This window comes from Pseudarcicella hirudinis (assembly GCF_900115665.1).
Lineage (GTDB): Bacteria > Bacteroidota > Bacteroidia > Cytophagales > Spirosomataceae > Pseudarcicella > Pseudarcicella hirudinis.
Genome location: NZ_FOXH01000012.1, coordinates 96,893 through 122,968, shown reverse-complemented (window position 1 = coordinate 122,968; position 26,076 = coordinate 96,893). Strand labels below are relative to the sequence as shown.

26 protein-coding genes are annotated in these 26,076 nt (G+C 37.9%); 13 read left to right on the top strand and 13 right to left on the bottom strand.

What is annotated here, in order from left to right; all coding sequences use genetic code 11:
* Window positions 1–231 precede the first annotated feature (231 nt).
* Together BM179_RS18520 and BM179_RS18515 are read left to right on the top strand one after the other, a co-directional pair.
* Window positions 232–669, top strand: coding sequence for a hypothetical protein (locus BM179_RS18520; RefSeq protein WP_092018655.1), 438 nt, complete (start codon window positions 232–234; stop codon window positions 667–669).
* 399 nt (window positions 670–1,068) lie between these two features.
* Window positions 1,069–1,578 (top strand): D-glycero-alpha-D-manno-heptose-1,7-bisphosphate 7-phosphatase, encoded by a 510-nt coding sequence (locus BM179_RS18515; RefSeq protein ID WP_092018654.1) that lies wholly within the window; start codon window positions 1,069–1,071, stop codon window positions 1,576–1,578.
* Window positions 1,579–1,613: 35 nt separating this feature from the next.
* Here the strand turns inward: BM179_RS18515 and rnr are convergent, their stop codons facing one another.
* From rnr to gatB, 4 genes are all read right to left on the bottom strand, one after another.
* Window positions 1,614–3,953 carry a ribonuclease R gene (rnr, locus tag BM179_RS18510; protein ID WP_092018653.1) on the bottom strand — a complete coding sequence of 780 codons (2,340 nt, stop codon included), beginning with the start codon at window positions 3,951–3,953 and terminating at the stop codon, window positions 1,614–1,616.
* Window positions 3,954–4,347: 394 nt separating this feature from the next.
* Window positions 4,348–5,148, bottom strand: coding sequence for a pyrroline-5-carboxylate reductase (proC, locus tag BM179_RS18505; protein WP_092018652.1), 801 nt, complete (start codon window positions 5,146–5,148; stop codon window positions 4,348–4,350).
* A 174-nt stretch (window positions 5,149–5,322) separates the two neighbouring features.
* Window positions 5,323–6,465 carry a TlpA disulfide reductase family protein gene (locus BM179_RS18500; protein WP_092018651.1) on the bottom strand — a complete coding sequence of 381 codons (1,143 nt, stop codon included), beginning with the start codon at window positions 6,463–6,465 and terminating at the stop codon, window positions 5,323–5,325.
* A gap of 51 nt (window positions 6,466–6,516) precedes the next feature.
* The gene (gene gatB / locus BM179_RS18495) at window positions 6,517–7,974 is read right to left on the bottom strand and encodes an Asp-tRNA(Asn)/Glu-tRNA(Gln) amidotransferase subunit GatB (RefSeq protein WP_092018650.1); all 1,458 of its coding nucleotides are present in this window, start codon (window positions 7,972–7,974) and stop codon (window positions 6,517–6,519) included.
* A 245-nt stretch (window positions 7,975–8,219) separates the two neighbouring features.
* Here gatB and BM179_RS18490 point away from each other — a divergent pair, with 245 nt between their 5' ends.
* The 7 genes from BM179_RS18490 to BM179_RS18460 all read left to right on the top strand — a co-directional run bounded on the left by BM179_RS18490 (window position 8,220) and on the right by BM179_RS18460 (window position 12,907).
* Entirely contained in the window at window positions 8,220–8,771 is a 552-nt protein-coding gene (locus BM179_RS18490; protein WP_092018649.1) for an RNA polymerase sigma factor, read from the top strand.
* Between the two features lie 96 nt (window positions 8,772–8,867).
* The gene (locus tag BM179_RS18485) at window positions 8,868–9,521 is read left to right on the top strand and encodes a hypothetical protein (protein WP_092018648.1); all 654 of its coding nucleotides are present in this window, start codon (window positions 8,868–8,870) and stop codon (window positions 9,519–9,521) included.
* A 3-nt stretch (window positions 9,522–9,524) separates the two neighbouring features.
* Window positions 9,525–10,085, top strand: coding sequence for a hypothetical protein (locus tag BM179_RS18480; RefSeq protein WP_092018647.1), 561 nt, complete (start codon window positions 9,525–9,527; stop codon window positions 10,083–10,085).
* A 10-nt stretch (window positions 10,086–10,095) separates the two neighbouring features.
* On the top strand, window positions 10,096–10,482 hold the full coding sequence (locus BM179_RS18475) for a hypothetical protein (protein ID WP_092018646.1): 387 nt from the start codon (window positions 10,096–10,098) through the stop codon (window positions 10,480–10,482).
* Window positions 10,483–10,502: 20 nt separating this feature from the next.
* The gene (locus BM179_RS18470; RefSeq protein WP_092018645.1) at window positions 10,503–11,804 is read left to right on the top strand and encodes an LVIVD repeat-containing protein; all 1,302 of its coding nucleotides are present in this window, start codon (window positions 10,503–10,505) and stop codon (window positions 11,802–11,804) included.
* Between the two features lie 32 nt (window positions 11,805–11,836).
* Complete coding sequence (locus BM179_RS18465) at window positions 11,837–12,460, top strand: hypothetical protein (RefSeq protein WP_143095265.1); 624 nt, start codon at window positions 11,837–11,839, stop codon at window positions 12,458–12,460.
* A gap of 93 nt (window positions 12,461–12,553) precedes the next feature.
* The gene (locus BM179_RS18460) at window positions 12,554–12,907 is read left to right on the top strand and encodes a DUF6970 domain-containing protein (protein ID WP_092018643.1); all 354 of its coding nucleotides are present in this window, start codon (window positions 12,554–12,556) and stop codon (window positions 12,905–12,907) included.
* A gap of 135 nt (window positions 12,908–13,042) precedes the next feature.
* On the opposite strand, the gene BM179_RS18455 is transcribed toward BM179_RS18460, so the two are convergent.
* Both BM179_RS18455 and BM179_RS18450 read right to left on the bottom strand, forming a co-directional pair.
* Entirely contained in the window at window positions 13,043–13,432 is a 390-nt protein-coding gene (locus BM179_RS18455; protein ID WP_092018642.1) for a MerC domain-containing protein, read from the bottom strand.
* 215 nt (window positions 13,433–13,647) lie between these two features.
* Window positions 13,648–14,199, bottom strand: a complete 552-nt coding sequence (locus tag BM179_RS18450) for a hypothetical protein (RefSeq protein WP_092018641.1) — start codon at window positions 14,197–14,199, stop codon at window positions 13,648–13,650.
* Between the two features lie 160 nt (window positions 14,200–14,359).
* On the opposite strand from BM179_RS18450, the gene BM179_RS18445 reads away from it, so the two are divergent.
* On the top strand, window positions 14,360–14,785 hold the full coding sequence (locus BM179_RS18445; protein WP_092018713.1) for a MerC domain-containing protein: 426 nt from the start codon (window positions 14,360–14,362) through the stop codon (window positions 14,783–14,785).
* Between the two features lie 79 nt (window positions 14,786–14,864).
* Window positions 14,865–16,073: a GTP-binding protein gene (locus tag BM179_RS18440; protein ID WP_092018640.1), complete on the top strand. Its 1,209-nt coding sequence runs from the start codon at window positions 14,865–14,867 to the stop codon at window positions 16,071–16,073.
* Window positions 16,074–16,233: 160 nt separating this feature from the next.
* Here the strand turns inward: BM179_RS18440 and BM179_RS18435 are convergent, their stop codons facing one another.
* From BM179_RS18435 to BM179_RS18425, 3 genes are all read right to left on the bottom strand, one after another.
* On the bottom strand, window positions 16,234–17,871 hold the full coding sequence (locus tag BM179_RS18435; protein ID WP_092018639.1) for an OmpA family protein: 1,638 nt from the start codon (window positions 17,869–17,871) through the stop codon (window positions 16,234–16,236).
* A 56-nt stretch (window positions 17,872–17,927) separates the two neighbouring features.
* Window positions 17,928–18,509, bottom strand: a complete 582-nt coding sequence (locus tag BM179_RS18430) for an LOG family protein (protein WP_092018638.1) — start codon at window positions 18,507–18,509, stop codon at window positions 17,928–17,930.
* Window positions 18,510–18,687: 178 nt separating this feature from the next.
* Window positions 18,688–19,596, bottom strand: a complete 909-nt coding sequence (locus BM179_RS18425) for a TIGR01777 family oxidoreductase (protein WP_092018637.1) — start codon at window positions 19,594–19,596, stop codon at window positions 18,688–18,690.
* 230 nt (window positions 19,597–19,826) lie between these two features.
* On the opposite strand from BM179_RS18425, the gene BM179_RS18420 reads away from it, so the two are divergent.
* Window positions 19,827–20,633 (top strand): lysophospholipid acyltransferase family protein, encoded by an 807-nt coding sequence (locus BM179_RS18420; RefSeq protein WP_092018636.1) that lies wholly within the window; start codon window positions 19,827–19,829, stop codon window positions 20,631–20,633.
* Window positions 20,634–20,695: 62 nt separating this feature from the next.
* On the top strand, window positions 20,696–21,382 hold the full coding sequence (gene recO / locus BM179_RS18415; RefSeq protein ID WP_092018635.1) for a DNA repair protein RecO: 687 nt from the start codon (window positions 20,696–20,698) through the stop codon (window positions 21,380–21,382).
* Window positions 21,383–21,390: 8 nt separating this feature from the next.
* Here the strand turns inward: recO and BM179_RS18410 are convergent, their stop codons facing one another.
* From BM179_RS18410 to recF, 4 genes are all read right to left on the bottom strand, one after another.
* A complete protein-coding gene (locus BM179_RS18410; RefSeq protein WP_092018634.1) occupies window positions 21,391–22,026 on the bottom strand; it encodes a hypothetical protein in 636 nt (211 codons plus the stop codon).
* Window positions 22,027–22,157: 131 nt separating this feature from the next.
* Window positions 22,158–22,889, bottom strand: a complete 732-nt coding sequence (gene lptB, locus BM179_RS18405; protein WP_092018633.1) for an LPS export ABC transporter ATP-binding protein — start codon at window positions 22,887–22,889, stop codon at window positions 22,158–22,160.
* Between the two features lie 30 nt (window positions 22,890–22,919).
* Window positions 22,920–24,644, bottom strand: a complete 1,725-nt coding sequence (recJ, locus tag BM179_RS18400; RefSeq protein ID WP_092018632.1) for a single-stranded-DNA-specific exonuclease RecJ — start codon at window positions 24,642–24,644, stop codon at window positions 22,920–22,922.
* A gap of 111 nt (window positions 24,645–24,755) precedes the next feature.
* Window positions 24,756–25,904, bottom strand: coding sequence for a DNA replication/repair protein RecF (gene recF / locus BM179_RS18395; RefSeq protein WP_092018631.1), 1,149 nt, complete (start codon window positions 25,902–25,904; stop codon window positions 24,756–24,758).
* Window positions 25,905–26,076: the final 172 nt, after the last annotated feature.

Genomic DNA, 26,076 nt, shown 5'->3' with positions numbered 1-26,076 from the left:
CTCTTTTTCAACGTCTTTTCTCTTCTTTTCCCGGAAAGTATGAAAGTTGTTTCAACTTGATTTTATCCTGAAAATACCGTTTTTTGAATAATGATGAGTGTTGAATAGTGTTTTTCAGAATAGAAATTTAACCAGAAAACACTAAACTAAATGAAGTGTTGTATATTTGAAAAAATAATCTGACAGAACACTTTCGAAAAAGCAATTTTTAAAAAATCAATTTGAAAACATATGTATAATATTTTCTTGACAGTCCATTCATACCTGCGTTGGGTGGTTCTTATTCTTGCACTTGTTGCTATTGTTAAAGGCCTCATAGGTCTGTCCTCAAAATCAAAATTTGTAGAAGGAGATCGTAAGGTTGGATTATTCTTCATGATTTCATGCCATACCCAATTACTGATTGGTTTGATTTTATATGTGTTTTTAAGTCCTATTACCCAAAGTGCTTTTCAGGATTTTGGCGCTGCCATGAAAAACTCATCTTTACGCTTTTATGCAGTTGAGCATATCCTTGTGAATGTGCTGGCAGTAATTTTAGTAACTATCGGCCATTCTAAGAATAAAAAAGGCATTTCATCTGCCTCAAAACATAAGAATGCGGTGATTTTCTATGGCTTAGGTTTGGTTCTGATATTGAGTCGTATTCCTTGGGACAGATTATTCTAAATAAATAATCGCTCATTGATAATAAAATTCCTGAAAAACGTTTTTAAAGATAAACTTCTTTAAAAACGTTTTCTGTTTTAAAGCGATTTGGACGTTTTTGTATATTTATCTTTCCGGGGTTAACAAAATTTAACAGAGAAAGCAGAAATGTTGAAATCTTGTGTTTTTTAGTATAAGATTTAAGTAATAATTTTGCCCCTCGCAATTTTTCTGAAAATATCGCAAAGATTTAATCCCAAAAGTTGTTGATTATTTAAAAAATACATTTATTTTGTTCAAATAAATGTAGATATAGTTATATTTATAAATCGGGCAGAAGTTTCAACCACAAGCAGTTTACTTTGTTGTCAAGCTTCAGGCACACCTAAAAAGATACTGCGATTTAATAGTAATTGGAATATGAATAAGTGCATTTTTTTGGATAGAGACGGGGTGTTAAATGTAGATCGTGTTGATTACGTTTACAGAATTGAAGATCTGATCATTCCTGATGGAACGGTTGAAGCATTAAGAAGGTTAAAATCAGCCGGTTATCTTCTTATCGTTATTACAAACCAGTCAGGAATTGCAAAAGGAATCTATACAAGGGAGGATGTAATAAAATGCCATAATTATTTCCAGGAACAATGCGGGAATCTTTTGGATGATATATATTTTTCTCCCCATCACGAAAAATTCACTACAGCATCACTTACCCGAAAACCGGATTCTCTCATGATTGAGAAAGCGATTGCAAAATACCGTATTGATAAACAGCAGTCATGGATGATCGGAGATGCCCACAGAGATATTAAAGCCGGGAAAAAGGCTGGTGTAAGAACAATCCACCTTACTGAAAAGCCAGAAGAATCATTTTCAGAAATAACAACCCGAAATTTGCTGGAAGCCAGCGACGTGGTATTGAAATAAACGAGAAGAGGCAGTTCCTGAAGAACTGCCTCTTTTTATTTTCTCTTGTTTTTACCTCTCATGCTGTTTTCCCGTCTTTTTCCTCTTGGAATTACTTTGGATTTAGAACGGCTTCTTTCTCCGCTGCTTCCTCTGCCTTTTTTTCCGGTCATACCTATCAATTCCAGATCCATACTTCTTCTGGCCAGATTACATTCTTTTACTTTTACCTGAACAGGATCTCCAAAAGTGAAAACACGCCCGTTTCTTTGTCCGACAATTCTAAAATTGTCTTTATCAAGGTCATAGAAATCATCCTTCAGGTCAACCATTCTTACTAAACCTTCACAGGCAGTTTCAGTAATTTCTACAAAGAAGCCAAATTCTGTAACTCCGGTAATGATGCCGTCGAAGACTTTTTCTTCCATCAGGCTCATAAATTCTACCTGTTTGTATTTGATTGAGGCTCTTTCTGCTTCGCTGGCTAGTTTTTCCATTTCTGAGCTATGCTTGCAGCGAATTTCCCAGGGCCCTTTTTCAACGGGTTCTCCGCCATCCAGGTAATGTTGTAAAAGACGATGCGCCATTACATCCGGATACCGACGGATCGGGCTGGTAAAATGTGAATAAAACGGAAAAGAAAGTCCGAAGTGGCCAATCGGGTCTGTGCTGTATCGAGCCTTGGACATCGTTCTTACAGCAAGGCTTTGCAGGATATTTTGCTCAGGCTTACCTTCCACATCATCCATTAAATGGTTTAATGAAGAACTTACGCCTTCTTTGTCAATGTCAACATTGTACCCGAATTTTTTCGCAAAAGAAGAGAAAGTTTTAAGTTTCTCAGGATCCGGTGCCTCATGGATCCGATAAACCATCACATTTACCGGTTCTTTCTTGCGAAGATTATGCACGAATTCAGCTACTTTTTTATTGGCAAGCAACATAAACTCCTCAATAAGCTTGTGGGCATCTTTTCTGATTTTCGGATAAACTGATAAAGGCTTGCCATTTTCATCAAGAACAAATCTTACTTCTACGGTTTCAAAATTTACGGCTCCTTTTCTGAATCTTTCATCTCTTAATTTATGAGCAAGACTATTCAGAATAAGCAATTCTCCTTTGAAAATGTTGCCGGAAACAACATCTTTCTTCTTTTTCTTGCCTTTTTTTACAGGTTCTTCTTCAATAACAGATTCCTCAACGGGTAGCTGATACGTGCCGTCCATTACCTCCTGAGCTTCTTCGTAGCTGAAACGTTTATCGGAATGTATGACGGTTCTTCCAAACCATTCTTTTACCACTTTGGCTTCCGGAGAAACCTCAAAAACGGCAGAGAAAGTAAGTTTATCCTCATGAGGACGAAGTGAACAAAGTCCGTTGGAAAGCTTTTCCGGTAACATGGGAACAACTCTGTCAACAAGATAAACAGAGGTAGCCCGTTTGTATGCTTCCTGTTCAAGCAGGGTATTTTCTGTTACGTAATGTGAAACATCCGCGATGTGAACACCGATTTCGTAGTTCCCGTTTTCGAGATATTGAAAGCTGATAGCATCATCGAAATCTTTGGCATCAATTGGGTCAATTGTGAAAGTCGTAACCTTCCGGAAATCTCTTCTTTTATCAATTTCTTCCTTCGTAATCTTTTCAGAAATACGTTCCGCTTCTTTTTCTACTACTTCCGGGAAATGGATTGGTAAGCCGAATTCTGCCAGAATAGCATGCATTTCAGTATTATTCTCTCCTGCTTTTCCAAGAACTTCAATGATTCTTCCTTCTGCTTTTCTTTCGTTTTCAGCCCACTGGGTTACTTTTACAATGACTTTATCGCCATTTTTTGCATCCTTAATGTAGTCTTTGGCAATAAATATATCCTGAAAGATTTTTTTAGAATCAGGATTGACAAAAGCAAAGTTCGGCAGTACTTCAATTGTTCCTACAATTTCGTCTGAACGGCGTTCAATAATTTCTACTACTTCTCCTTCAGGTCTTTCAGATTTCTTTTTACGGGCAGTACTTCTTGCCAGTACTTTTACGGTATCACCATCTATTGCGCCGTTAAGATCTTTTGTATTAACCCAAATATCCGGAACCTCATTACCAACTACCACAAAGGCAAATCGTGCATTTACGTGATCTACCTTTCCTGTTACAAATAAAGTTTGATTATCAATAATATAGTTACCATCTGAATTTCGGATTAAACGTCCTTCAGCATGGAGTTCTTCTACTAATTCTGAGAAAAGTTCTTTGGTTTTACGATCTCGTACAGCAAAGCCTTTGTGAACCTGATTTACAGATAAGGCCCGGTCTTCGTTAATATCAAAAAAGGCAATAATTTCTTCTTTTAGGTTGAGGAGAAAACGTTCTTCTTTGGTTGATTTGATTTTTTTAGACATTCTATAATTTAAATTAATAAACACTTTTGAATTTGGTACACCAAGAAAGTTTAGAGAGTTGCAGAGAATTGATAATCAAATTGTTGAATTATGATGCTCAAAGTATTGGGGAACAATTTAGCTTTATTGGATAGTATTCAGCAAAAATGGCTTCAAAAGTGGTAATTGCTTATTTTCCAGAAAGATACAAAAAAATTTGAGTCGTTCTTAGAATTGTGAAATATTTGCTGATTACATCTGACATTTTATGAAGATGTAATTTAACAACGCTATTATACAATTAATGATTCAAAAAAGCTGATTTTCAGCTGGTAAAATGAAAAAAGCCCACAAATCTGTGAGCTTTTCGGGGAAAGTATTATAATAATATTTCTTGAAAAGAGTCAAATTACGCTTATTTTGACAATTCTGTTGCTCTTTTTTGTGCGGCATGAATACCTGCCTGAAGGTGTTCTGCCAGGTTTCCTTCTTCAAATCGTTTAAGAGCAGCTTCGGTTGTTCCTCCTTTTGAAGCAACTGCCTTGATCAGCTCATCCAGGCTTTTATCTGCATTATTAATCAGATGGAAAGAACCTAACATCGTTTGTTTTACCAGTAAAGCAGCCATTGAATCTTCAAAGCCCATTTGCTTGCCGGCTTCTATCATAGCTTTTACCAGATAGAAAAAGTAGGCAGGACCGCTTCCGCTTAATGCTGTAACTGCATCCAAAAGGCTTTCTTCTTCCAGAAAAACGGCTCTTCCTGTTGAATTGATTAAGTTTTCAACCTTTCTCAAATTCTGAATTTCAACTTCCGGAGCGGCAGAAAATGCCGTCATCCCCATTCCTAACAAAGCAGGCGTATTTGGCATTGCTCTGATAACCAAAGGATGATTCAGGACTTCCTGTATTTTTTGAATGGAAATCCCCGCCATAATACTTAAAACCAATTGATTTGGTCTGATTACCTCCCGAAGTTCCTGATGAACGGAAGTAAAATCCTGGGGTTTAACAGATAAAATTATCAAATCATATTCGCCGATTTTGGGGGAAATAGTATCAACTACAACACCGGACTTTGTATTTTGAAGTGCTTCACCACGTTCTGCATTCTTCTCGATAAGCAATAAGTCTTCTTTCTTAACTAAATTGTACTGAATGAATGAGTTGGCAAAAGCCATTCCCATATTCCCACATCCAACGATTGCGATTTTCATACTGATGAATAATTTTAAGAAATTGTTTTTTTACCAAACAAAAATACGATAAAAACATTAATGCTTTGATAAAATTTGCTCAATTCCCGAAATATGAACCTATTATAAAAATGAAAAAGTCAGAGAAAAAGCACATTTATTGCTTCTCCTCTGACTAAAAAGTCAATATGATTTTTATTTCAGAACTTCTTCCAGCTTTCTTTCCAGTTCTTCTCCCCGTAATGATTTGGCAATAACATTACCATTTTTGTCAAGAAGAAACGTTGCAGGAATACCCTGAACCCCGTAGGCTACTGCTGCCGCAGAATTCCAGAATTGTAAATCTGAAACATGCTGCCAGACTAAACCATCCTTTTTAATGGCATTTATCCAGGCATCTTTATCCTGATCCAGACTTACGCCATATATCTCAAAACCTTTGTCTTTAAATTTGTTGTACATTCTGACAACGTTCGGATTTTCTCTTCTGCAAGGACCACACCATGATGCCCAGAAATCGATCAGGACATATTTTCCTCTTAATGAAGACAGATTCAACACTTTATCTTCCGGTGTTTTCAAGGCAATTTCCGGTGCTTCCGAACCTACATTTACCCCTTGAAGCCTTTTCAGGTTTTCAATGAACGGTTTGGCATTAGGATTATCAGGTTTATCCTTCTTAAACCTTCCAGCAACCTCTTTCAGGGTTTCAAGATCTGTTTCAGGGTTAAGAAAATTAGTAGCCCATAATGCTACCAGATTTGTTCCCATTTCAGGGAATAATGCTTTTACTTTATCAACCGTTGCCTGTTGAGCAACCTGAAAGTCATTCTGTATTTTCTGAATAGTTGTCTGGTCCTTTTTGGCCTGAGCAGTTGCCATTTGCTTGTTCCAGCCTTCCACCTTAACTTGTAAATCCTGGTTTAATCTGACCAGTTTGTTGAAGTATTCTACGTTTTTGGAATTAGGACTGGTGATTTGATATGCTCCTTTTTTGGCCGGAGTATCCATCCCGTCAGCAATGATATTTACTTTCTCTCCGCCTTCAAGAATCACAAGCAATTTTTGAGATAATTCCATGTTGAAGAAGTTCAGAATGTAAAAGCCACCACCTTTGACCACTTTTTCTTTGAAAGTAAAAGAATGATCCTCTTTCACATCCGATGAATCTATTGTAATTGGCGTTCCTCTTCCATTGATAAGCTGAAGATAAACTTTTCGGTCAGGTACAATATTCGAAACTTTACCAGTAATAACCGCTTCTTGTCCCTCATTGGTTTGCGCGCATGAGCAAAGACTTACAACAGCAAGCGAGATGCTCAAAATAATTTTATTCATGGATATGTTTTTCTTTTTGGGAACGAATGTTTGGTTTTTAAGCCAGATATACTAAAGAGAATCCAATGTTTTTTGCAATAACGCCGTGGTAACTTTAGGATCGGCAGAACCCTTAGATTTTTTCATGATTTCACCCATGAACATTCCTAAAAGCCCTTTTTTGCCTTGCTTATATTCCTTGACTTTTGGTTGATTTGCTGCAAGAACCTCATCAATTAACGATTGAAGAGAATCTGTATTGCTTTGCTGAATCAAATTGTTAGTCTCGGCAATTTGCAGAGGTGTTTTGACTGAGTCTTTCAGTAGTTCCGGAAATATTTTCTGAGCTGCCGTCGAATTGCTTACCTTATCTTCATCTACCAGAATAATCAGCTGAGCCAGTCTTTCCGGCGAAACGCTAAAGTCTGAAATCTCAAGATTATTCTCATTAAGATATGACTTTACTGTCCCCATAATCCAGTTGGAAACGGCTTTGTAATTATTTGTAAAAGAACAGGTTGCTTCAAAATATTCAGCAATTTCACGACTGTCTGTCAATACACCGGCATCATATTCAGGCAGATGATATTCCCTGGTGAATTTCTCAAAAAGCTCCCATGGCAATGCTGGCATCTGAGTTTTTACAGCGGAAAGCCAATCTTCTGAAATAATCAATGGTGTAAGGTCCGGTTCCGGAAAATACCGGTAATCATTCATAGATTCCTTTTCTCTCATGCCATGGGTTTTTCCGGTATTGGCATCGAAAGAACGAGTTTCCTGAATAATTGCTTCTCCACGTTCTACCATTTCAATCTGACGCGGAATTTCAAACTCTATGGCGCGATAAACATTCCGGATAGAGTTCATATTTTTTATCTCAACTTTTGTGCCGAAAACTTTACTGCCAACCGGCATAACGGAAACGTTAACATCACAACGAAGTGAGCCTTCCTCCATATTTCCATCACAGATTCCTAAATATCGAACCAGTTTTCTGACTTCAGTCATGAATTGAAATGCTTCTTCTGCCGATTTAATTTCGGGTTCTGTAACCATTTCCACAAGAGGAGTTCCTGCACGGTTATAATCAACAAGGGAATCACTTTCTCCATCTAAATGAAGCATTTTTCCTGCATCTTCCTCTAAATGGATATGATGGAAACGTACTGTTTTTTCACCTTCTTTCAGCTTTACCTTCACTCCTCCGCCAATACAGATAGGCGTTTTGTCCTGGGTAATCTGATATCCCTTCGGAAGATCCGGATAAAAATAATTTTTCCGGTCGAAATACTGACGGTCTGAAATTTTAGAACCAACTGCCAGGCCAAGCTTGATCGCATATTCTACAGCCTTGCGATTTAGCTTTGGTAATGTTCCCGGATGTCCAAGGGTAATGGGTGAGATATGAGTATTGGGCAAAGCCCCGAAAGAAGCCGGGTCTGCCGCAAAAATTTTTGTCTCAGTTTGTAGCTGAGCATGAACTTCAAGGCCGATAACAACCTCGTATTTGCTACGAATTTCTGGATTCACTGTTGAAATATTATGTTTCGAGTGCCGGGTTAAAATGTTTCCGGGACAATGATTAACAATAATTTAGTGTTTCATTATAGAACACTGGTTCGCAAAGATAATAAAAACCGAGGCATAGAACTGCAATTCTGACGGTCATCAGATTTTTTTAAGATTTTTCGAAAAAAATATCTGATCCGTTCCAACTGTTTTGCCGGAAAAAGCGTCTTTCTATTGAAACACACAAAACATCATTAACCTGGCATTTGCAATCTGAATCGGATATACTAAAAGCATGCTTGCAGAACGACCGCATAGCCCAGCGTCAGCTATATAATGCTTACGCCGGGAAGATGCTGGTGGTTTGTTGTCGCTATGCCTCTGATAAGGCAGAAGGGGAAGATATTTTGCAGGAAGCGTTTATAAAGGTTTTTCAGAATCTAAAAAATTTCAGAGGCGAAAGTACATTAGGCGCCTGGATTAAACGCATTGTAGTTAATTCAGCACTTAACCATTTGAGGGCCGGACAACACTGGCAGAATCAGTCGGATATTGAAGACCAGGCAAATTTCATTTCCGATGAGGGGCTGAGTCTTGACGGAATACATTTTCAGGATCTGCTTAATATGATTCAAAAATTACCTAAAGGTTGCCAGACAGTTTTTAACCTTTATGCTATAGAGGGATACCAGCATCATGAAATTGCTGAAATGCTCGGAATCTCAGAAGGAACATCAAAATCACAGTATTCACGAGCCAAACAACTTTTGCAGGCTGCTGTGGCTTTAGATTATTACCCCAGAAAAAAGATTAGTTAATATAGATTTTAATGAGCAGGTTTTACACCTTCATTTATTTAACCCTGACACAAAAATGCGCTAATTGCTATATGAGAGATACTTTACAGCTTAAATATGACTGATGATAATAAACATAGCTTTGAAGAACAATGGCGCCAGGCTTTTGATGAATCTTCCCTGACTCCTTCCGATATGGTTTGGGATGGGATTGATTCTCAGCTTGACAAAATTGCTGCAACACCTCTGAAACCATCAGGGGGAGGACTTCCTGCGTATTATATCGGAGGAGTTTTGGTTGGAGGAGTTTTGACTGCCATAACTGCTTTGTGGTATTTTAATAATTCGGAGAAGAAGGAAGTTGAAACCAAACCAGTCATTACGAAAGAAATCATTCTGGAAAAACCGGTGAATAAAGTACCGGAAGCTCCTGTAGAAATAAAAGAAGAACAAAGTATTTTACCTGCTAAAACTCAGGTGAAAAGTATAAAAATTGAAGAAAAAGTAACACAAAAATTGCCTGACGCGCTTCCTCAGCTTAAGGAGAATACGGTTCCTGAGGATATAGCAGAAGAACGGATAATTCTTGATACGATAAAAACATTACCGATTTCCACAACAAAGTCATTACAAGTTACAGTTACCTCTAAACCAGAAATTCACGAAATTGACAAAACGCCGTATTATGAAAAACCTAAGCCTAAACCTAAGAAAAAATCAATTCTCAGTAAAGTAAAAGTCTCTGTAGGTGTGGGCGCATATCAACAATAAGCTATGAAAAACGTAAGAAGTCTAATGATTGTGCTTTTAGGTGTTCTGACTTTTATTTCCTGTAGAAAGGATACAAATGATACAGAACCTATTGGCAAAAAAGAAAACAGTTCTGCCCGGATTGATGCCTCTCAACTGGATGAATACCTTGTATTCGGTTACGTCGGCCTTGGTTGGGGATGTGGCACCGAAGCACTTTATCTTATTAATGGTAATAAACTCTATGTTGATACGACCGGGGCATATTGCCAGAAGGGGAATGAATATGTTTTCAATGGTGTACAGCTTCCTGACAGTCAGTATGTTAAAGCGAAAGGAATGGTTGAGTTTTTTCCTGAGGCAATGAGGTCTGTTTCCGGGACAACATTTGGCTGTCCAGGCTGTGCAGACGGAGGAATGCTTTTTCTCCAATTGAAACAGAAAGGTGTGGCACTGAAAAGCTGGCGGGTTGATGATTCTGTATTTTACAGAGGAACAGATGTGCTAAATAATGCTTTTCCTGAGTATTTACCCAAATACGGACTCATTGCTTTTAATGTTATACAGAGTTTGAAAAATAAATAAACGGACTGCTATGAAAACACTTTTGATTTTGAAATGCATGGCATTATCCCTCATCCTTGTTTCTTCCTGTAAAAAGGATGAAGTGTCAGATAATAAGTTGGCTGATGAGAAGAAACTGGAGCAGATGGGTGCAGATATTCAGGATTTTGCCAAAAATAAAGCATGTTCCGGAGATGATTGTAAGGTAATTGCTATGGGGGCAAAAGCATGTGGAGGCCCCTCATCTTTTCTGATTTATTCTGTTTCAAAAGTTGACGAAAAGGTTTTGACAGATAAAGTAAAGGCTTATTCTGATTTTGAAAAGGTGATCAATGAGAGATATAACAGAATTTCGAACTGCGCTATGATTGCGATTCCTCAGGTAGATTGTGTAAATGGCATTTGTACACAAAAGTAATCATCTAACTGTTTAAAGTTATGAAACATTCTCTACTGGTATTATTACTTGGGATGCTTTGCCTGACAGGACTCAGTTCTTGTCATGATAATTGTAAACAGACAATTACGTACAGAACGACGGTTCCATTTAACGTTTCTCTTGAGGACTTAAGGAAATCTGTTAAGTCTGTTCCGGTTACAGATCTGACCTCTACCGGAAAAATTTATGTCAAGGGGAATTACCTGTTTATTAATGAATTGAGGAAAGGCATTCATATTATTGACAATACGAATACCTCTTCTCCGGTTCAGGTGGCTTTTATTCAGATTCCGGGTAATTCTGACATGGCAGTTTACGGGAATATTCTATATGCTGACAGCTATCTTGATTTCGTGGCAATCGACATCAGTAATCCAACAGCTGTAAAGGAAGTCGGCAGGGTTCAGGGAGCTTTTAAAAACGGCCAGATTGATGGGATTTACTGGTATTTTGATACCTATAGAAATACGGTTGTTGATTACCAATGGAAAACCGTCATAGAAACCCGTGAAGTTGATTGTGATGGACAGCCAAACAATTACTATTGGGGAAATTGCCCGAACTGTCTTTATTATGATATGGCAGGAGCTCAGATACCTGTTTCGGGGGCTAATAATGCTTCTCTCGCCGGAACAGCAGGTTCAACAGCTCGTTTTGCCATAGATAAAAACAGACTTTATGCCATTTCACAGGGAGATGAGATGCTGCTTTTTAATATTAATTCTCCGAACCAGCCTGTAATGGAATCTTCTGTTAAGCTTGGCTTCGGGATTGAAACGATATTTCCTTACAAAGATCATTTGTTCGTCGGAACAACTACAGGTTTGCAAATCTGGAATAACCTTGATCCGAAAAAACCATACTTCGTTTCCCGCCTTGAACATGCCAGAGCATGTGATCCGGTGGTGGTTGAGAATGACATTGCATATGTGACACTTCGGTCTGTCAATAATTTTGGACGTTGCGGTGCCGCTGTTGCGAACCAGCTTGATGTAATTGATGTGTCCGTTCTTTCTAACCCGGTGTTGAAGAAAAGCTATGAAATGGAAAATCCATATGGTCTGGGAATTGATAAAGGGAAACTTTTTATCTGTGAGGGAAATAAAGGCCTGAAATATTTTAATGCTTCAAATCCTATGGATGTGAAATTGTTACAGCAATTCAAAAACATAGATGCTTATGATGTAATTCCGTTGAATAATACTTTAATGCTGATCGGTAAAGACGGGCTATATCAATATGATTACTCAAACACTGACAACTTAAAACTAATCAGTAAAATTCCTGTGAAATCTATCTGAACGATTGATACAGTAAGAACAAAATTGTCATTATGATACATGGTAATGTTATGGCTATGAAAAAGGTATTGATTGTTTTATTGTTTTTGACAGGATTTCATGCTGTTTCCGGACAGGATAAAATAGTGACACGTAAGAGTCGGTTTGTAAATTTTACAGAATTAGGAGTGTTGTTGGGCAATGCATATCAGATAACTAATTCCTCCGGTTATAGTTCTCCGGTTTTGTCTAAAACCAGTTTCTCTGTGCAGACGTTTAATGGCTTGAGATTGATTCCTAATTTGGCTGCAGGAATAACTGTTGGTATCGACTGGCTTGGCAAATATCAGATACTGCCAATCTCTGCTGGGTTAAGAAAGACTTTCGGGTTGGAAAAAAGCAACAGAGTAAAGGCGTTTTTAGGATTGGATGCAGGATATGGTTTTACCTGGCTTAATGATGAAATACCCTGGCAAACAATAAAGGGAAGTATTAATATTTCTCCCGCTGCCGGACTAATGATTCCAACCGGAGGAGATGCTTTTATTACAGTTAGTGCAGGTTATAAACATAATGAACTGACCATTACACAGGGCACCGATAATATTTATGGACAAACCTCTGTCAATAACAACAGATATGATAGAATGAGTATTCGTATTGGTGTAAGTTTTTGAAAATCAACGAAATGAATTTAAGGTTAAATTTACCTCTAAGCCTGAAAATATTAATAATGCGATTGAATATTATAACCTCAAAATGAAAAATAAATGAAAAAAGTACTTTTTGCTGCATTGATACTGATGGCAGGATGTAAAAAAGAAGAAGTAAAACAATCCGATTCTTCCAACTTGTCTGTCACTACAATTACCTGTACCGCTATTGCTGAAAAAATTGAAGAAGCTAAATCAGGAGGGAATAAAATAGAGGTTTACAGCTATGAATATAAGGGAAAAACAGTTTATCTATTTGACACTTGTATCGGTTGCGCAGACAATATGACCATTGTATATGATTGTGATGGTAAAACACTTTGTCAGTTTGGTGGAATTGCCGGATTCAATACTTGTCCGGACTTTGAAAAAACAGCGGGCAACAAGAAATTAGTTTACAAAGCACCGTAAGAAAGGAAAGATCTGTGGGGTGAATTATTTACCCTGTATTCTTAAATAGTGATTCGGAGAAAACCATTAGGGTTAGGAAAAAGAAATCCCCTCAGCGATGCAGAGGGGATTTTTATATCAGACAAGAAAAGGTTTCTAACAATCGCAGGCGGATTTGTATTTCCAGTTCATATAATAAGCTATCGCAATCAGCAGCGCACCCAATGTGCCTGTCACAAATTCAAAGGAGTGGCCTAACCAGATTATTTCAATAAGTTTAACCAAAAGGCTGCCTAAAAGTAACAAAAGTGGTAAGGTATTGTGATGTTTTAAATAATCAATGTATAAGATTACTCCCGCCAGAATCAGACTTCCTGAAATAAACCAGATTTCCCATTCATGATTCAAAAATAACTGCCCGCCAATATATGGAAGAAGAGTAATAAATAATGGGGTGGCAATGCAATGTATAGCACAGATTAAAGATAGGTAGAAACCTACTTTCTCAATTTTATGTGTATGAATATGTTGATGCCTGTGTCTCATGAAAACTATTGAAAATCTCTATTTTTGTGCAGAAGCTTTTATATTAAATACCAAATCTTAACGTTCAGCAAGAATATTACCCTGTGTTTTTGAAATGAGAATTTTACATGTTAATTCTCGGAAAATGAAATGGTGTTGCAAATTTACTATTTCGCAACAATATTGCAAAGAAAAATGGCAACGATTTTACACGATGCCATTTTGAAAAGTTCTGGTTATTTTACTTCAACGTTGAGTGTAATATCCATATCAGTACTTCCAGGGGTTTCTGTGCCATCTTTTACAGGTTTTCCGTTTACCGGAGGTTGGTGACGAAGAATAACCTGAAGTTTCCCGGTTCCTGCGGCTCCTGTTTTTACTGTGGCAGTAAGTCCGACAGGTAAATTTCTTGAGTCTTTATCCAGATCAGTAAATGCAATTAAACTAGCCGGATTAGGTTTAAATACAAAAAGGTGCATATCTTTTTCCTCCTTGATTCCCGCTGTAATATCATCTACAGGCGTTTTACTTTCGTCCAGAATTTCAATAGAATAACTGTAAGTTTTATTCGGTTGAAGTGAGATGGTATCAAAAATATCAAATACATCATTCTTTTTAGAAGATCTTGCATTGAAAGATTTAGTTACGCCCCCTTCTGTAAAACTTAATTTTACGGCAGTTATCAGTTCATTGTCATCAACAGGCTGAGGATCATCTTTTTTACTACAGCTTGTCATCATTAATCCCAGCAAAGCTGCTGTCCAAATAGATTTTTGTAAGAGTTTCATGATTTTTCGATTGATTAAAACATTTCAGAGATGGAAATATAAACGCTTATGCAATTGTGTTGCAAATATAATGCTTTGCAAATATAATTCGCAATAATGTTGCAAAAACAAATGTTTTAATTCTATATTTGCAACATTGTTGCATTAAATGAAATTAAAAATGAAGAAATCACCGCACAACTCTTTTTATGATTATCTGGGAATAACAGGATCTACTTTGTGTTTGATTCATTGTATAGCTACACCTATTATTTTAATGACCGGAATCTTTAGAAATGAGCATCTTAAGGTCGGTTTTTTGAGTCTGGATTATGTTTTTATCCTCCTGAATGTATTTGCCGTGTATCATGCTACCAGACATCATGCAGATACAAGATTTAAATGGGCGTTCTGGAGTTTACTAATACTTTTTTCTGGGTCTCTTTTACTGGAGGATTTTTCAGAGATTTTTAAATACCTGGGATATCTGTCTTCCTTTGGCCTAGTTGTTACGCACGTGCTGAACATCCGCATTTGCAGAATTCATTTGCATAAAACTCATCAACAGAAAAAGTTTGACATTGCAGATGGACATGCTTCGCAATAGATAAAAATTGTCTTAAAAATTAGACGTCTTACCTCCCAACATTCAAAAACAATAGTTTCAGACAGAAAATATATCGCATATGAAACATTCTAAAAAACTCCCTGTAACGGTATTAAGCGGCTTTCTTGGTGCCGGGAAGACAACCTTACTGAATCATATTTTGCACAATAAACAAAATATGAAAGTAGCGGTAATTGTGAATGATATGAGTGAAGTGAATATTGACGCTCAATTGGTAAAACAGGAAGGAACGCTTTCCAGAACGGATGAAAGACTGGTAGAAATGTCAAACGGATGTATTTGCTGTACACTAAGAGAGGATTTGATGATTGAAGTTGAAAGACTGGCAAAAGAAGAGAAATTTGATTATCTGATTATTGAGTCAACCGGTATATCAGAACCGTTACCGATTGCGCAGACTTTCAATTACGTCGATGAAGAAAGCGGGATAGATTTGTCTGGATTCTCTACCCTTGATACTCTCGTAACGGTGGTCGATTGCTATAATTTCCCTAAAGATTTTGGTTCTGTTGATACTGTGCAGACCAGAGGAATGAATGATGACGAGGCAGACAACAGAACGATTGTAAACCTTTTGACAGATCAGATTGAATTTGCGAATGTCATCATACTGAATAAGACGGATTTGCTTTCCGGACATAGTTTAGGGGAATTAAAAGCAATAATTCATAAACTGAATCCTGAAGCGAAATTAATAGAATCCGAATTCGGAAAGGTTGATCCGCAAGCGATATTAAATACCGGACTATTCGATTTTGAAAAAGCCTCTTTGTCTGCAGGATGGCAGAAGGAACTTATTCGTGGAGAACATACTCCGGAGACTGAAGAATATGGTATAAGTTCTTTCGTTTTTCGGGATGCCCGTCCTTTTCACCCTTCCCGTTTCTGGAATTATCTGAATCATCACTGGCATGCGGGTATCATCAGGAGCAAAGGCCTGTTTTGGCTGGCTTCCCGGCCTGATTCAGCCTTAAATTGGGGACAGGCCGGAGGTTCTCTCAGAGCAGAATCAGCAGGAACCTGGTGGGCAGGTGTACCTGAATGGGAGAGAGAATATTATCCTGCCTGGAAAGAGAGCAAGGATTTTATTTTATCAAGATGGCATAAGGATTTTGGAGACAGAACAAATGAACTGGTCATTATTGGCCAGGATCTGGACAAAGAACTTTTGGTAAAGGAATTGGAGGAATGTCTTTGTTCACCGGAAGAAATTGAATACTTCAAATCAGGAGGAAAATTCAAAGATGTGTTTCCTGTGGAAAGTTAGGAGAATATAACAGATTTGAACAGAGCTTTTTTACCAAAATTTCAGTAAAAAAGGCACTAAATCAAGTATTCCCCCTGAGTTTTTTTCACTAAAAAGATATAAGTAAATAAAGGTAGTGTATTTAAACCCGCGGACTTTTGGTCTGCGGGTTTTTTGAAAACTAATTTTTCAGAATAGAGAATTCTACCCTACGGTTAATCTGCTGACCTTCCGGAGTATCATTGGAAACTTTTGGCTGTGTTTTGCCGTATCCTTTCGCTGAGATTCTTTCTGGTTTTATATTTTTGGTTAGTAAATAATTTCTTACCACTTCCGCCCTTTCCTGCGAAAGTTTATTATTTACTTCATCCGTACCTACGTTATCTGTATGTCCTCCGATTTCGATTATGATTTTGGTATTCGTTTTGAGGAAATCAGCGATTCTGTTTAATTCCGGATAAGATTCAGAACGCAGCAGGGCCTTTCCGAATTCGAAGAAGATATTATTCATAGTAATTTTGGCTCCTGCTTCGATCGGAGTAACCACTAAATCTTTTCCTTCAACTTCGAGGTATTTCCCGTTTAATTTACTAAGATCGATGTTCACAGAACTTCCTACAAATCCATCAGCCTTAGCGGTAATTCCATAGTTTCTGCCATAAGGCAAAACTACTTTATATATGCCTGTAACGGGGTCAGGTGTGGCTACGCCCAGTTCCTGTCCGTTTGTCAGGTCTTCATAAATAATCTGAGTATTAGCCGGTACTTTTCCAGTTTTAGGATCAAGGAGTTTTCCACTTACCAAAACAACAGGATCTGTTTTGGTTGGAGTTGAGCTTTCCGGTTTTTTACCAGGTTTTGGCCCACCTGCTGTCATTGGAGCACTTGTACTGGGTTTTGCGTCAGACGGTATCGGTTTGTCTAATTTAAGACGGAAAATGTCTTTTTTTCCAACCGAATTTTTGCTTGAAATAAAATAGGCATATTCTCCCGAAGCGGCAATGGTATAATAGGCATCATACTCTTCAGTATTGATTGGCTCGCCGATATTTTCAGGGTCAGTCCAATGAATCCAGGATTCATCTTTTCTTTTACAGACATAAATATCATTACTTCCTTTACCCCCTTTACGATTACTTGAAAAATAAAGGGTTTTCCCGTCTGCGGCAAGAAAAGGAGTAGTTTCAGTAAATTCCGTATTTACATCTCCAAGGTTCATTGGTTCAGACCAGGTTCCGTCCTTTTCAAGAAATGAAGCATATAAATCATCTTCCTCAGAGTTCTTTTTCTCTGAAAAAGCCATTAGCAGCACTTTCCCGTCATTTGAAAGGTATCCAAAATCATTTTTCCCCCGACTCATTCTTTCGTATTTTGGAATATTACATTTCTGTGGAATACCCCAGCCTCCGGCATTTCTTCTGGCAATGGAAAATCCTCTGGTTTCATACTGGCCATTCAGATAAGCACCTTTCAGCAACATCGTTTGTCCATCAGGAGAAATGCTCAGAATGGTATTGTATTGATCCCGGTTTAAAGTTTCCGGCATCCGGCGGGCAGTCGTCCAGGCACCCGATATGTTTTCAGAAAACCAAATATCCTGAGAACCTGCTATTTGTTCTGTCCCCGTAATGCCATATTTATTCTGGGGATGGTTCTTTCTTCCAAAATAAAGTATTTTCCCATCCGGAGACATTACCGGGTTGAGTTCGGAATATTCAGAGTTTATAGCAGAACCAAGACTTTCAGGAACGTTTTGTGCTTGTAAAAAAAGTGGTGAAAGTAAAAGAGTCAGGCAATAAAAAGGAATAACAGATTTCATAATTGAACAATATTAACAAGACTTTTTCAGAACGAATTTCAGGCCGAAAGATTGTATTACGCTTTTTCTATCCATTTTCCAACAGTCTGATTGTCTGAGGTATACCCTTTCAGTTTTTCAAGAAGCTCTCCCGGAGTGGAGGATACCATCATCATTTCTTTATTTACGTTTTTCAAAAAGCCCTCAGAAACCATTCTTTCAGTCATTTCTAAAAGCGGATTATAAAAACCGCTGGTATTTAAGAGTCCGATTGGCATAGCATGTAAACTAAGCTGACGCCAGGTTAAAATTTCAAAAAGCTCATCCAGCGTACCGAATCCTCCAGCCATAGCAATTACGCCATCGGCCATTTCTGCCATCATTTGTTTTCTTACATGCATGGTTTCAACCACATGGCATTCTGTTAGGCCTTTGTGCTGAACTTCCCATTTTTCCATGAAAGAAGGAATAACTCCGATAGCTTCTCCCCCGTTTTCAAGAATTGAATCAGCAATAATTCCCATAAGTCCAACGCTTCCGGCTCCATAAATCAGCCTCATTCCTTGCTCTGCCATTAGTTTTCCTAATTCGATGGCTGCATTTTTATATACTTCATCAAAACCAGCTGATGAGCCGCAATACACTAAAATGTTTTTCATAAATATTGGCAAAGTCTAAATGGTAATTTATTAGCAATTTAGTTGTTTTTTGAGGCATTTCTTAGAAAACAAAGCCTTTAAAGGAATTATTCAGAGAAATATTGGCAAAATGAGGGATGAAATTCAAGGATTTTCCAGTGGAAAATTCGTTGAAGCTGATATGATCTCAGGGTAAAATTTATTTACCTGTTAAGGCCTGTAAGGCAGATTTAATGTCAGAATATTGATAAATGAAATCAGTTTCCTGTTCAATTCGCTGGTTAAGAATATAGCTGCTGCCTAAAATAATCTCTGACATTTCACCAAAAATGAGTTTTAAAACCCATGCCGGAATATTAGGCAGCCAAAGTGGCTTTTTTAGAACTTCCGCAGCAATTTTTGTAAGCTCAGCATTCTTTACCGGATTAGGTGCGACAGCATTATAAGCACCGCACATTTTTTCATCTAATAAAGATTTAATATACATTTCACATAAATCATCGATGTGGATCCATGACTGAAACTGCTGACCACTTCCTAATGGTGCACCAATACCCAGGCGGACAGGCATAGTCATTTTACCCAATGCCCCTCCTTCTTTAGTCAAAACAATTCCCGTGCGCAATTTAGTGGTACGAATTCCCGCATGCTGGATCAGATCAGCCGCTTTTTCCCAATCGACAGAAACCTTTGCCAGAAAATCTGAACCGGCAGAATGCTGTTCTGAAATTTTTTCATTTTTGGTATCAATTCCATAATAGGCAATACCTGAAGCAGAGCTGAAAGCCCTGATTTTATGCGGAATCTTAGATAATCTTCCGGCAATTAATTCAAGAGATTTCGTCCGGCTGTTAATAATTTCTGTTTTTCTGGCAGGAGACCAACGCTGATCCGCAACACCTGCACCTGCCAGATGAATGAGAAAATCGGCCTCAGCAATGGCTTTATCATCAATTTCCTGCTTATCAATGTTCCACCGGTAAGTTTTAACCATTTTAGAATCAGACGGACTTCGGCTTAAATGTGAAACGGTAAAACCCATTTCCAGTAATTTTTCAGTAAGTCGCTTGCCGATCAGGCCTGTGCCGCCAGTGATAAGTACATTCATGGATCAAAAATTAAGCATTAAGTATTCCGATACTCCTCATTAAACCAAAATGGAACAAACAAGTTTTTAAATAAATGCTTTTTCATTTGAAAAAGCCTGAAAACTATTGAAACAAGCAATCAAAGTCAGTTTTAAAACAAATTAATGAATTTTTTCTATCTTCGATTTTAAATAGAATATCTGCTATACAAACAAAAAACGGCTTTTGAGCAGATAAGAGAGAAATAAAGATGAATTTACAACTACGAAAATTCTTTTCCATGCTGGATGTATTCGGGTTCTTTGAGAGAGACCCTTTTGGTAATCCGATGTTTGTGAAAAGAGTCATAATGATGATATTGGGATGGGTTACCTATGCGCGTCTGAGAATTTATAACCGGACAAGAATCAGAGGAACAGAACACCTTGAGACGCTCCCCCGAAACGGCGTTTTATTTCTCTCAAATCATCAGACTTATTTTATGGATGTGATTTGTCTGTATCATATCTTCTTCAGTGTGAAATGGGGTTTTCGGAATTCTATCAATTTTCCGATCTATTTGCTGGCTCCCCGGTCAAGGGTTTTTTATGTTGCAGCCTCAGAAACGATGAAGGAAGGAGGACTGATTCCCAAAGTACTGGCTCAGGCAGGAGCAATTCTCATTAACCGTTCCTGGAGAGCAAAAGGGCAGAATGTTAAAAGAGAAGTTGATACTGCTGCAAATGACAAAGTCGGAAAAGGGCTTTCCTATGGTTGGGTAGTAAGTTTTCCACAAGGAACAACAACTCCTTATGCGCCTTTGCGTAAAGGAACTGCCCATCTGATAAAGGCTCATAATCCGGTTGTTGTTCCCGTCGTAATTAATGGTTTCAGAAGAGCTTTTGACAAAAAAGGGCTGCTTTTTAAAAAGAGGAATACGACTTTAAGTGTGACGTTCAAAGAACCTATCCGCTTTAAACCGGAAGATTCTGTAGAAGATATTATTGAAAGGCTCAGGAATGAAATAGAACAAAAGATTCCGGTTGAAAAACTGATCTGGCGTAAAGAGGAGGAATAATAGCAGAAAGGAAGAAGGAATGTCCGAAAATGTTGACAAATTCCTGAAAACCCGTAGAAAGGATGTTAAGAAAGACAAAAGGAATTGTAATTAATTATATCCGTTATCGGGAAACCTCGATAATAGTAAAGATTTTCACAGAGGAATTCGGGATTCAGACCTTTATTGAAAATGGGGTGAGAAGTGCGAAGTCTAAAAATAAGATCGCTCTTTTTCAGCCACTTACTTTACTAGATCTTGTGGTTTATCATAAAGAAGGCAAGGATTTACACAGGATTTCTGAGTTGAAATGCCTTATTCCTTTTCAAACGCTGCCCTTTAACATTTACAAATCTTCTATTGCCCTGTTCATTACAGAGATATTAGGAAAATGTATGAAAGAAGAAACCGGAAATATTTCTCTATTCCGGTTTCTTCTCAATTCTATCCTTTGGCTTGACGCTGCTGAAGATGATTTTGAAAACTTTCACCTGCAATTTCTTATCAAACTGGCATCTTTTCTGGGTTTTTCTCCTGAAACAGCTTCAGAGGTTTCAAATGAGCTTTCTCTGCATAAACTCCCGCCATTAGACTCAAATGCAGAAAAACATCTGAATGCTCTGATTTCCTCAGAGTATCATAATGCCCCCAAACTTGACAGATTGTCGAGAAACACCATTCTCAACAGTATAATTCTTTTCTACAAACTTCATATTGACACATTAGGAGAGATTAAATCTTTAACTGTACTCCAGGAAGTGTTAAAGTAAGAAACCTTCTAAAAAGTATAAAAGACAGTGAAATTGGCAGAATTAGATACAAAACCGCTTATATTAAAATTGCTGTAAGAGCTTGATGAACCGCTGTCTGAAGATGTTTTGGTATGGGAATAATTAATGCTTGCAGAACCAAATCCGGCACTTAACAGAAATTTTTCATGAAACTGATACATGAATCGGATGAGCTGCGTTGAAGCTCCGATAGAAAAACCTTTGGTATCAATATTTGAAGGATTGGGATCCATTGTCGACCAGGTATAGTTTACCCTTCCGCCAATGGTTGGTGCAAAGAAGAAATTTTCAAAAATCTTTGAGAATTTCCCGAACTCAACAGCGGGTCCTACAGAATATATGCCAATAGAAGGGATGCCACTTGCTGTAGTTTTGGAATAAGCAATGTTTGCTCCCCATCCCAGATAGGTATTATTTTCTTTGATTTTTCCGGTAAGTAAGGTGAAGTTCACCGTATTGGAATTTTGTTCCCTGGTTTGCACCGAGCCTGCGTCAGTTGAAGAATTGCTTGTAAATTGAGCATTTATACTACCGCTGATAATTCTGCGTCCTGAAAGATCCTGAGAAAAGAGAGAAGTAGCAACCAGTGAAATAAGGGCAATAGAGAGGAGTAGAGATTTCATTATTAAAAAAATTTAGCGTTGAAAAAGAGGTATAATGAAGTCAAAGAGAATATTTCTTTAACCTTAAGGTATATGCAGAATAATAACGAAAGCCTGCCGGTAAATATGCATTTCCGGACAAGCTTTTATTGCTAAATTTTACGTTTCAGCTCAAAATGTTTACCAAGATAAAGTCTTCTTACCTGTTCATCGTCAGCGAGTTCCTGCGGGGTGCCGGCTTTAAGGATTTTTCCTTCAAACAATAGATAAGCCCGGTCGGTAATGGAAAGTGTTTCGTCCACATTATGGTCGGTAATCAGAATACCGATGTTGCGGTATTTTAACTTCGCTACAATTCCCTGAATTTCCTCTACGGCGATCGGGTCGACTCCGGCAAAGGGTTCGTCCAAAAGTATAAATTTCGGATCAACGGCAAGCGCCCGGGCAATTTCTGTCCTGCGTCGTTCTCCTCCTGAAAGAACTTGTCCTAAATTTTTGCGGACATGTGTTAAAGAAAACTCTTCCAAAAGTTTTTCCGTCTTCTCTTTCTGCTCTTTTTTTGAAAGGGAAGTCATTTCAAGTACAGCCAGGATATTTTCTTCTACAGATAACGTTCTGAAAACAGAAGCTTCCTGTGCCAGATAGCCAATCCCCAACCGTGCCCGCTTATACATGGGAAGATCGGTTACATCCATATCGTCGAGATATACTTTTCCGGAATTAGGTTTAACCAGACCCGTTGCCATATAGAAAGATGTTGTTTTCCCAGCTCCGTTTGGTCCCAGAAGGCCTACGATCTCACCTTGGGCAACCTGATAACTAACATTGTTATTTACCAGACGTTGTCCATATTTTTTGACTAAATTTTCTGTTTTAAGTATCATAATCCTTAACGGCCTATTTTCTTGAAAAAACTAAACTTTTATATCTTTCAGCATCAATTGCAGACTTTTTTTGCCTTGCCATTCATTTACTTCAATGGTATAACAGATTGAGAACGGATTCCCATGTAATAATTCTTCATAAAAGTCTTCAACCATTCCAAATCCTACGCAGGTAAATGCCGGAGAGCCTTGCTGAAGAACATTAATTTTCAGATGCTTTTCCTTCATTTTCACAGGATTTCCATACAATTGAACATTTTCAGAGACAAAGACCGGAGTCATGTTCTGTGGTCCGAAGGGTGACATTTGAGACATAATCCGATGAAACTTCTCTGTAATTTCTCCCAGATTAATTTTCATATCAACTTCAATCATCGGAGATAATTGTTCCGGGAGAATTTTTCTGGAAACGACTTCCTCAAATTTCTGTCTGAAAAATTCTATTTGACTAAGTTCCAAAGATAAGCCTGCGGCGAAAGTATGTCCCCCAAATTGTATTAAATGTTCTGCACATTCTTCAATAGCTTCATAAACATCAAATCCTGGAACAGAACGGGCAGAGCCGGCTGCTTGTCCGTGTGACTCTGTCAGGATAATGGTTGGTCTGTGGTATTTTTCTATGCAGCGGCTGGCAACAATTCCAATAACGCCTTTATGCCATTCCTTATTGAAAAGAACGGTACTTTTGGCATTTAACAGTCCGGCATTTTCTTCAATCATTTCCAGGGCTTCCTGGGTAATGCTTGAATCAAGTCCTTTTCTGTCGGTATTATGCTTTCCGATTATAGCGGCAAATTCCAGCGCTTCTTCCTCATTTTCAGTCAGAAGAAGATTGACTGCATCATAGGCATGTTTAATTCTCCCGGCAGCATTGATTCTCGGGCCAAGACCAAAAACCACTTTGGTAATATCCATCTGTCCTTCCAGACTGGCAGAACGCATCAAAGCTTTTAGCCCAGTTCGGGGATTGGAATTTAGCTGTTTTAATCCAAAAAATGCCATAACGCGGTTCTCTCCTACTATCGGAACTATATCACAGGAAATACTGGTTACCACCAGGTCAAGATATGGCAATAAAAATTCCTGAGAAATACCTTTTGTCAGACAATAAGCCTGAAGCAACTTAAATCCCACACCACATCCCGTTAATTCTTTAAAAGGATATTCACAATCAGAACGTTTGGGATCGAGAATCGCTACAGCAGGAGGCAGGTCATTATCATCAGGACGATGGTGATCACAGACAATAAAATCCACACCGTTTTCCTTTGCCCAGGTAATTTTATCTTTAGATTTGATTCCACAGTCGAGACTGACGATTAACTTAAAGCCATTGTCAGCAGCATATTCAACCCCTTTCTGGGAAACGCCATAACCTTCCTGATACCGGTCCGGGATATAAAATTCTAAGGGGCTGTCTTCGGTATTTTCGTAAATATACTTTTTCAGAAAACCATAAAAGGTAGCAACAGAGGTGGTGCCATCAACATCATAATCTCCATAGATCAGAATTTTTTCACGATTTTCAATGGCAGCAGAGAGACGTTCCACAGCTATATCCATATCCTTCATCAGAAAAGGATGATGCAGTTGTGATAAGTCTGGCCGGAAAAAAGCTTTGGCATTATCAAAAGAAGTAACCCCTCTTTGAGCAAGCAAAGTTGCCAGTTCAGGAGAAAGGTTGATACTCTTAACAAGCTCATCAACTATATTTTGAGAGGGATAGGGTTTATAAATCCAGCGTTTTTCAGTCATTGGTAATTTTGTCTGTCAATCTCATTTCTGAGATAAGTAGAATACAAAGTTAAGGTTTGTAAAGAAGGTTTAATAGAAATGATTTTTCAGGAAGAGATCTTTTAGGTTTTTTTAACGGGAAATCTCAAAATATGTCACTTCAAAACTCAGATGCTCCAATAGCTGACGGGTTCTTTCCGGGCGTGCATCTGTGATAAAAACCTGCCCGAATGTACCATTAGTCATCATTTCAATGAGTTTTTGTATTCTGCGATCGTCGAGTTTGTCAAAAATGTCATCCAGCAGTAGTATTGGCTTTTTGGCCTTTTTGAGAGAAAGTAACTCAAACTGAGCTAACTTAAGTGCTACCACAAAAGATTTTTGCTGACCCTGAGACCCAAACTTCCGTAACGTGAAACCATCGATTTCAAAAGTATAATCATCTTTATGAGAACCTTTCGTTGTTCGCTGAGCGGCAATGTCCCGGTGACGGTTTTTCCTGAAATCAAATGAGAAATCAGAACTGCCAACTTCTGACTCATAGATCATTTCCACTTTTTCCCGGCTTTCTGAGAGATTTGCATAATGTTTCTGGAAAATCGGTAAATATTCCTTCAAAAAGCTGCTTCTGGCTTCATAAAGTTTTAAGGCATATTCAACAAGGGGCTCAGAATAAATATCCAGTAAATCTTCGTCAATATAATTTCTTTCTGAAAACTGCTTCAGTAAAGAATTTCTTTGCAGTAATAAGCGATTGTATTGCAGTAAATTTTCAAGATATTCCGTGTCGAGCTGTGCAATCACGCCATCAAAAAACTTTCTTCTCTCCTCGCTCCCGTCTCTTACAATATCCGTATCGTTGGGGGAAAGTAATACTACCGGAAATTTACCGATATGGTCAGAAATCCTCTCGTATGATTTCCTGTCGTGCAGCACAGCCTTTTTCTGCCCTCTCTGCAATGAACAGGTAATCTGTGTAGAGACAAGCTGCTGCGTCAGATCTGAGGTTTCAATGTTTGTATTTGGTGAATTATCTAAAGAAAGGGTATCTTCTTTTACAAATAAGCCGTCAATAATCATAAATTCTTCATTATGATTAATGCTGAGGGCATCCTGGTTGGAAGAGGCACTTTTTGTAAGAGATAAAAAATAAATGGCATCAAGTAAATTGGTTTTTCCTGCTCCGTTTTCTCCTACTATACAATTTACTCTTTCCGAAAACTGAAAAGAATCATATCCGTAACTTTTAAAATTGGTTAAACTGATTCTTTCTAAATACATGGTTATTAACTTAAAATGGTAAAATCTGAGTTTCCTTATGACTAAAAAGGAATCTAATAAAAGGCTTTTCGCCCAATTTGCTTTGTTGGTTCTTGGTTTTGTACTAATTTCGCAAAGTTAATCCTGATTCATCAAAGATTAATGAAAAGAGATTTGTCAACTTTCTGAAAAG

What these genes read in the sequence shown, in the direction of transcription:
- BM179_RS18520 (WP_092018655.1), top strand. Translation starts at nt 232, where the DNA reads ATGTATAATATTTTCTTGACAGTCCATTCATACCTGCGTTGGGTGGTT.
- BM179_RS18515 (WP_092018654.1), top strand. Translation starts at nt 1,069, where the DNA reads ATGAATAAGTGCATTTTTTTGGATAGAGACGGGGTGTTAAATGTAGAT.
- rnr (WP_092018653.1), bottom strand. Translation starts at nt 3,953, where the DNA reads ATGTCTAAAAAAATCAAATCAACCAAAGAAGAACGTTTTCTCCTCAAC.
- proC (WP_092018652.1), bottom strand. Translation starts at nt 5,148, where the DNA reads ATGAAAATCGCAATCGTTGGATGTGGGAATATGGGAATGGCTTTTGCC.
- BM179_RS18500 (WP_092018651.1), bottom strand. Translation starts at nt 6,465, where the DNA reads ATGAATAAAATTATTTTGAGCATCTCGCTTGCTGTTGTAAGTCTTTGC.
- BM179_RS18485 (WP_092018648.1), top strand. Translation starts at nt 8,868, where the DNA reads ATGACTGATGATAATAAACATAGCTTTGAAGAACAATGGCGCCAGGCT.
- BM179_RS18480 (WP_092018647.1), top strand. Translation starts at nt 9,525, where the DNA reads ATGAAAAACGTAAGAAGTCTAATGATTGTGCTTTTAGGTGTTCTGACT.
- BM179_RS18475 (WP_092018646.1), top strand. Translation starts at nt 10,096, where the DNA reads ATGAAAACACTTTTGATTTTGAAATGCATGGCATTATCCCTCATCCTT.
- BM179_RS18470 (WP_092018645.1), top strand. Translation starts at nt 10,503, where the DNA reads ATGAAACATTCTCTACTGGTATTATTACTTGGGATGCTTTGCCTGACA.
- BM179_RS18465 (WP_143095265.1), top strand. Translation starts at nt 11,837, where the DNA reads ATGATACATGGTAATGTTATGGCTATGAAAAAGGTATTGATTGTTTTA.
- BM179_RS18460 (WP_092018643.1), top strand. Translation starts at nt 12,554, where the DNA reads ATGAAAAAAGTACTTTTTGCTGCATTGATACTGATGGCAGGATGTAAA.
- BM179_RS18455 (WP_092018642.1), bottom strand. Translation starts at nt 13,432, where the DNA reads ATGAGACACAGGCATCAACATATTCATACACATAAAATTGAGAAAGTA.
- BM179_RS18450 (WP_092018641.1), bottom strand. Translation starts at nt 14,199, where the DNA reads ATGAAACTCTTACAAAAATCTATTTGGACAGCAGCTTTGCTGGGATTA.
- BM179_RS18445 (WP_092018713.1), top strand. Translation starts at nt 14,360, where the DNA reads ATGAAGAAATCACCGCACAACTCTTTTTATGATTATCTGGGAATAACA.
- BM179_RS18440 (WP_092018640.1), top strand. Translation starts at nt 14,865, where the DNA reads ATGAAACATTCTAAAAAACTCCCTGTAACGGTATTAAGCGGCTTTCTT.
- BM179_RS18435 (WP_092018639.1), bottom strand. Translation starts at nt 17,871, where the DNA reads ATGAAATCTGTTATTCCTTTTTATTGCCTGACTCTTTTACTTTCACCA.
- BM179_RS18430 (WP_092018638.1), bottom strand. Translation starts at nt 18,509, where the DNA reads ATGAAAAACATTTTAGTGTATTGCGGCTCATCAGCTGGTTTTGATGAA.
- BM179_RS18425 (WP_092018637.1), bottom strand. Translation starts at nt 19,596, where the DNA reads ATGAATGTACTTATCACTGGCGGCACAGGCCTGATCGGCAAGCGACTT.
- BM179_RS18420 (WP_092018636.1), top strand. Translation starts at nt 19,827, where the DNA reads ATGAATTTACAACTACGAAAATTCTTTTCCATGCTGGATGTATTCGGG.
- recO (WP_092018635.1), top strand. Translation starts at nt 20,696, where the DNA reads ATGTTAAGAAAGACAAAAGGAATTGTAATTAATTATATCCGTTATCGG.
- BM179_RS18410 (WP_092018634.1), bottom strand. Translation starts at nt 22,026, where the DNA reads ATGAAATCTCTACTCCTCTCTATTGCCCTTATTTCACTGGTTGCTACT.
- lptB (WP_092018633.1), bottom strand. Translation starts at nt 22,889, where the DNA reads ATGATACTTAAAACAGAAAATTTAGTCAAAAAATATGGACAACGTCTG.
- recJ (WP_092018632.1), bottom strand. Translation starts at nt 24,644, where the DNA reads ATGACTGAAAAACGCTGGATTTATAAACCCTATCCCTCTCAAAATATA.
- recF (WP_092018631.1), bottom strand. Translation starts at nt 25,904, where the DNA reads ATGTATTTAGAAAGAATCAGTTTAACCAATTTTAAAAGTTACGGATAT.